At 42.6% G+C, this 6,172-nt stretch carries 6 protein-coding genes and 1 pseudogene; 6 read left to right on the forward strand and 1 reads right to left on the reverse strand.

Features of this window, described 5'->3' with window-relative positions; genetic code table 11:
- Nucleotides 1-110: 110 nt before the first annotated feature.
- The 6 genes from AC1S52_RS02830 (at nt 111) to AC1S52_RS02855 (ending at nt 5,660) form a co-directional block, all read left to right on the forward strand.
- Nucleotides 111-554, forward strand: a complete 444-nt coding sequence (locus AC1S52_RS02830; RefSeq protein ID WP_482027529.1) for a hypothetical protein — start codon at nt 111-113, stop codon at nt 552-554.
- Between the two features lie 204 nt (nt 555-758).
- The gene (locus AC1S52_RS02835; protein ID WP_482027530.1) at nt 759-1,811 is read left to right on the forward strand and encodes a hypothetical protein; all 1,053 of its coding nucleotides are present in this window, start codon (nt 759-761) and stop codon (nt 1,809-1,811) included.
- 205 nt (nt 1,812-2,016) lie between these two features.
- Nucleotides 2,017-2,832 (forward strand): hypothetical protein, encoded by an 816-nt coding sequence (locus tag AC1S52_RS02840; protein WP_482027531.1) that lies wholly within the window; start codon nt 2,017-2,019, stop codon nt 2,830-2,832.
- 40 nt (nt 2,833-2,872) lie between these two features.
- Complete coding sequence (locus AC1S52_RS02845) at nt 2,873-3,253, forward strand: DUF1304 domain-containing protein (RefSeq protein ID WP_482027532.1); 381 nt, start codon at nt 2,873-2,875, stop codon at nt 3,251-3,253.
- 122 nt (nt 3,254-3,375) lie between these two features.
- Nucleotides 3,376-4,491 (forward strand): catalase family protein, encoded by a 1,116-nt coding sequence (locus AC1S52_RS02850; RefSeq protein ID WP_482027533.1) that lies wholly within the window; start codon nt 3,376-3,378, stop codon nt 4,489-4,491.
- Nucleotides 4,492-4,610: 119 nt separating this feature from the next.
- Nucleotides 4,611-5,660: a hypothetical protein gene (locus AC1S52_RS02855; RefSeq protein WP_482027534.1), complete on the forward strand. Its 1,050-nt coding sequence runs from the start codon at nt 4,611-4,613 to the stop codon at nt 5,658-5,660.
- Between the two features lie 406 nt (nt 5,661-6,066).
- Here AC1S52_RS02855 and AC1S52_RS02860 read toward each other — a convergent pair.
- Nucleotides 6,067-6,172, reverse strand: a pseudogene (locus AC1S52_RS02860) (IS1 family transposase); the annotation flags it as partial.

Below are 6,172 nucleotides of genomic sequence, written 5' to 3' on the forward strand. Positions count from 1 at the left end.
TTGGGTTTCGCAGACTCAACTCAATCTACATCAAACCTTACAACAGCGATCGCCCCCTCTCGCATCGTTAGTTAAGTTCTCAAGGACAGAGAAATTGCAGGTTTAGAACAATGGTGAGTCTTTTTAATTGGAAACTTGACGCAGGAATTCTTCACTACAGATCTAGTTTGAATTCTCCCTGGAAGCCTGTCATTTGGGATGAGCAAGCGAATACCCGAATGGAGGGAAAAGATATTGGTGGAGCAAATATGGAAGATGGTCGCTTCATGCTGGTTGTCGTTGGAGGTGACAACAAACTGCTTTGGAGAATTGGAGAACCATCCCCTTATTTTGCACCTGCTGGTGTCAAAGCATTAGAGAAAAATGAGGATCAAAATGCTGGTAGGTTTTTCTGGAATAATGGCAGTCCGATGGAAGCAAAGAGCATTACCTCGGTCATCTTACTTGACGATGGAAAGGTGACTATTACCGTGGTAGGCGGTGACGGTGCTGGTGTGTATTCTCAACAAGAACGACCAAACAGCACTAATTTTACAAAGTGGCAACGGTTGTAGGGCAATCGCATTCCTCCCATAGCTTGAATTGAAGGATAAAACCCAACATCATCGACATTCACCATAACTTTGGTGTTGGGTTTCCTGGTGTCAACCCAATCTACAAAGCTACAAAGCTCTAAACATCCGTCCTTGCATTTCTTCAAGTAAATCTTGAGCCTTATGCAGTGACATTACAAGTAAAACAAATAAACCTTTTAGACCATGAAGCACAGAATAGGCATATTTTTAGGATTAGTTCTGTCTACGAGTTTGACTGTTACAGCGGCATCTTGCCAAAATTCTCTAGTTTCTACTCCCTCTCCTACATCAAGTCCTGATTTTAGAGAAGGAGATGTCGTTGATTACAGAAAGGATGCTACAGGAAAAGTTATACCTATCAAACGTGAAGTAGGTGTACTTAAGGGGTTAGATACACCATACATTGATGATCCAGAATTTTGGATGTCACTTGGCATAGCCTGCGCTGCCGGAATTTTGGGAGGGTTTGTTGCAGAATTAATTAGACTAAACGGCAACATTGAGCGACTCCATCAACCGAGTGATGATGAGGGGGCTGCTAATACTAGCAGTCATGATGTCAAGCGTAAAAATGAGATTGATTTAGGTATATTCGCAACGTTGAGTATTGGTGGTTTAGCCGCTCCTGCAGCGATGGTGTTCTTAAAACCTGTCAGTGTCTTTGGTTTGTTTGGTATGTCGGTAATTGCTGGTTCAGCAGGTACTGCCATTTTTATTGCTTTACAAGAGCGAGTTAGAACAGCCATTGCTGCACAACAAAACGCAGTGGCTATAGCTGTAGCTGACGAAGAGAAAAAACATGCACAAGAACCATTGAGGCAGGAGAAGTTGAAACAAAATGCTCCTTTCATGCTTAAGAAATTAAACGATGCTGCGATAAAGCTAGAAGAAATCGAGAAAGAACTGAGAGTAAATTCAGAGATTGACTCAAACAATCCCGACATTATGAAGTTTCCAAATAAAGCTAAATTACACCCAGATGATTTTGCGAAAGTATGGAAACCATTGAATGAAGTTAAAGGAATTGATGCACACATAGGAAGCAACATTACTCAGTATTTCAAAGAACTGGAGCAGGCAATACGTAACGTGTCTGAGTCCCCAGAAGGTGAAGGTGACATTATAATTAAGCCAGGTTCATCGCTCAATCTTGAAGTTTTCAACCAAGTGAAGAAGCGCTTAAATGAAGCTATGGGCGAAATTGAAGCTATTGAAGCTATAGATGCTTCAAGTTAGAGCGATCGCCCTCTCTCGCTGTAGTAGGTATCGCACCGATCAGCAGTTTGGATGAATAAGAGCGGCATCGTCCAGTTAAGTCATTCTGCTTTGTGTGATCAGCAATGTTGGGTTTCCTCTCGTCAACCTAACCTACACAGCAGACGATCGCGTCGAGAAATTGAAATCCCATGCCAAAAATAGTGATGAAACATAGCAGCAGATTATGAATCAGTTACTTCCAATTACCTCTCGCGAATATAAATTAATTCTAAACTCTTCTCGATTTAAGCAACGGGAAGAAGCCTGTGATCAATTCTGGGCGCTAGCCGAGTTTTTGATTACATCGAACAAGGGTGTAATAGAGCCGGGAGAGGTTACCGAAGCATGGAAAAAAGAAGAACGAAAAACGTGGTATCTCGACACCTCTGGACTGAGTTTAAGTGGTGAGGGCTTCTCCTTGAGAGTTCGAGAAGAAAAGAAGGATGCCAAGTACAAGATCACGCTGAAGTATCGTTCTGGCGATCGCTACCTATCGGCAATTCAAGATGTCTCTTCTAATGTAGATAAAGCCGAGCTTAAATTCGAGGAAGACATTGTTCCACCTTTTAACAGCCGATTCTCAAAGTCCTGCTCAATCGAAACGAATAGCCTGCCAAAATTAGAAGTTATGTCGGATGTGGTTCAAATTTTTCCAGATTTAGGCAAGTTTTCAATTCCTGAATCGACACCGATTGAGCGAGTTAACAACTTTACAGCTCACGAAATCTGCCTCAAAACACCTAAAAGGATTAAGTTTGCCGATAAATCTCCCAAAGTCAAAGCCTGCTTTAGTTTCTGGTACTTATTGAGCAAGGATAATGAGTACCCGTTGATTAGTGAGTTTTCTTTTGACTACGATTCACCTGAAAATGAGCCGGGTGATTTTCCATCGCCAGACGTGATTGAAGGAGCCTACTATTTCTTCAACAGTTTACAGAGGTTTCCTGATTGGCTAACGTCTGGTAATGCTACGAAAACAGCTTTTGCCTACGCGAATTGATATCGCTCTTCCTTAATGTTTTGCTAAATGGAGAATTTTAATGCTGACAGTAATCGCTCAAGGATTAGTCGGTTTGGTGGCTTTGATTCAAATAGTAATCACCATTGCTGAAATTCTTCTGTGGAAGAAGGTATACAAGCGACTAGAGCCAGAGATTGTCTTTAGACAACCGGAAGAAGCCTACAACATTACTCCGATTGTTAAAAATGTCGGGTTGTACAATGCCTTCCTTGCAGCAGGTCTAATCTGGGGGTTGGTTGCACAAACAAATGCTTCGGTCATTCAATTATTTTTTCTATCCTGTGTCCTTATAGCTGGTGTTTTTGGTGCCATAACTCTGAAGTGGACAACCTTGATACTTCAAGCGGTTCCTAGTTTAGCTGCTTTGATCGCTGTTTGGTATGTCAACAGCTTGGTTTAAGAATCTTGCATCCCAGGTGCATCCCATTGCTGATTCAAGCGCGATCGCTCCCCATCTTAGACAAGCGCGATCTCCCTTACCCCTTATCCCAACAAGTTTCTAAAAAATTGAGGACTACCTTTATGCGTTTAGCACTTTGCAAGTGGCTGGCACTTGTCAGCCTGGTGATGTTCATCGGTTTAATCCAATTGGCAGATCCTGCCTTTGCTGCAACCAGCAGTTCTGCAACAGCATTGAGTACCGATGTAGCTGCTCATAAAATTACTGAAATCAGTAAACAGCTTGCAGAGCCAGGACTACGGGGACAGCATCCGAAAGGACATGGAGTCGTCTGGGCAGAATTTACTGTTGAACCGGACTTGTCTGAAGATCTGAAAGTGGGTGTATTCAAACAACCAGGAAAAACCTTTCCTGCCTGGATTCGCTTCTCCAATGCATCTGGTAAAGACGACAGCAAATACGGTCTGCACGGCATGGCAATCAAACTCATGGGAGTAGAAGGGGAAAAGCTAGCAGAGAATGCCCCAACTCAGGACTTCATTCTGCTAGACCATCCCGTATTTTTCATTCGCAATGCTCAGGATTTCGCGAGTTTTTTTAGTGCCGTTGCTGATTCACCAGGTAAGCCGCCGCTAAAATTCTTCTTTCCAGGAGCGAATCCGCTGAAGTGGCACACCCATGAATTCCAAATTGTACGGGCAATGAGACAGAAGCCGATTGCCAGTCCCCTGGCGGCAGAGTATTGGAGCACAACGCCCTATCAGTTAGGCTCAACAGCGATCAAATTTTCTGCAAAGCCAGTTGGTGGTCGAACCGATGAACCGATTGGCAAAACAGAGAACTATTTGCATGAAGCGATGGTTGAGCAGTTGAAAAGTCAGGATGCTGTCTTTGAGTTTCTGGTTCAGCGGCAAACCGATTCCGTCAAAATGCCGATTGATGACGCAACCATTAACTGGGACGAAGAGAAGTCACCTTTCCAGAAAGTGGCAACGATTAGAATCCCCCGTCAGGTGTTTGATTCCCCTGAGCAAACCACGTTTGGAGAGAATCTGTCATTCACCCCCTGGCATTCCCTACCTGATCATGCTCCTCTGGGCAGCATCAACCAGGTTCGTCAGATGATTTATCAGTCACTCTCAGAGCAACGGCTCCAATTCAAAGGAATTGCTTCCCAAGAACCAACTGTGCAATCTTTGACTCCTGATTTATTGAGATCGGGCGATCGCCCTTCCTAATTTGAGGCGGCGAAGTGCGATCGCTTCCAAATTTGTGCTCGATCTAAGTTTCAGGATTGGTGAATGCTTCAGGTTCCACCCTTTCATATTCAGGCTTAAAAGAAACAAGGAGACTCATCGTGGTTAGAGTTGCAAGAGTTGCGATCGAACCAGAAGATCTGAAAGATATTCCCGTAAGCGGAGCAGCTTTAATTGATCCATACAAGCTTGATGAAAAAGCAGTGATTAAGGCTGCGGAAGATTTTACAGTTTCAATCAATACAATCTCTCAATCACTCTTTAAGAAGTACAAAGACTATTACAAAGCTGGTCAGTTTGGCAATGAATACTTTGTGCTATTAAGCAGTGTCGGTTTAGGGAAAGTAGAAAAACCAACCTTGAAGTTGCATCTAGTAAAAGGTATTCAAGCAATTGATTCTGACTGGAAAGATATTTGGGCAGATAATGTCGAAGTCGTTGAAGACTATGCAGCAAATGGAGAAAAGCCCAGACTATTTCTAGCTTTTCATGCTTTTTGCCAGGGACTAGGAGGAACAAGAGCCGATGACTTAAAAAAATCACTGGATGAAATTCTGAAGCTAACTGGATCAATGATTCCGGTTCTGACACCCTTTACGTCAATAGGGAGAGTAGTTATTGACGGAGTTAACAATATTTTTAACAAGCAACTAAATATTAAAGGAGAAGTTAAAGACGTAGAGTTTGCTCTATTTCCAGCCGATGGTAAATCTGCTGCAATACCGGGTGAAGCACCGCTGCAAACTGGATTGTATGTGCTGTTCTTTGAGGATGTCAATTTTGCAAGCTTGAAGCTAAAATCTGATGGCACCATTGACAATGTTAATAGTCCTTACATTGTGCTAACCATAAAAAGAGAAATCGTATTATCTGCCGACAAACTTAATACAAATGTGGCGACCAAAGTTCTAGATAATTTTCAGATCAATTATGGATATCCTCTACCAAGCAATAGAGGAACCAACACCAGATTTTTTGATGCCTTAGAAGAATTTGGACGTTCAATCAGGCTTGGAGAGCAAACCACAAGATATTTCGCATTAAAGCGTAAAGGAAAAGCAAGAACTACCGAGGAAGAACAACGATTTGCACAATTGCGCCAGATCTTGAGTGAAGTTATTCCAGAGTTTGATTCTGAGCGAGATAGCTGAGAAATCGCGATCTCTCTTAAAGGTTTGGCATATCAATCTTGGTATATACGCCAACACATCAAATAACCAAATAACTTCTTCAACCATTGTGTAACCATTGTGGCTGTCAACATCGACCCGAATGAAATTTTCAGGTTAATCAACTTTCTCAATCAGTATGGTACTTCAAATATGAGTGACTACCAGTTTGTGATGAATCCAGGGTTCAGAGGGCTCAACTTGCGGATCGACTTGAATGTTACTTATCTTCCCCAAAACAAATCAATTACGGTGACTTTTGATCCTTAAGAATTATCAGTTTAATAACCGCGCATTATTGAGTCAATCCTTACACCATTTAACGATGGGTCAAGCGGAAGGGAAGACCTCCAGAATCGCCACCGGCGTTGCTGAATAGAAATATGATTTACTGCGGGACGGGCACATCACCAAATTTGAGGTAGTGTAGTAGCAAGCGAATCGAGTGCTTCAGCATTTCTACGGACTTGGAATAGCACAAGGTCTTGCGATGC

This window comes from Kovacikia sp. CALU 1929, assembly GCF_056784235.1.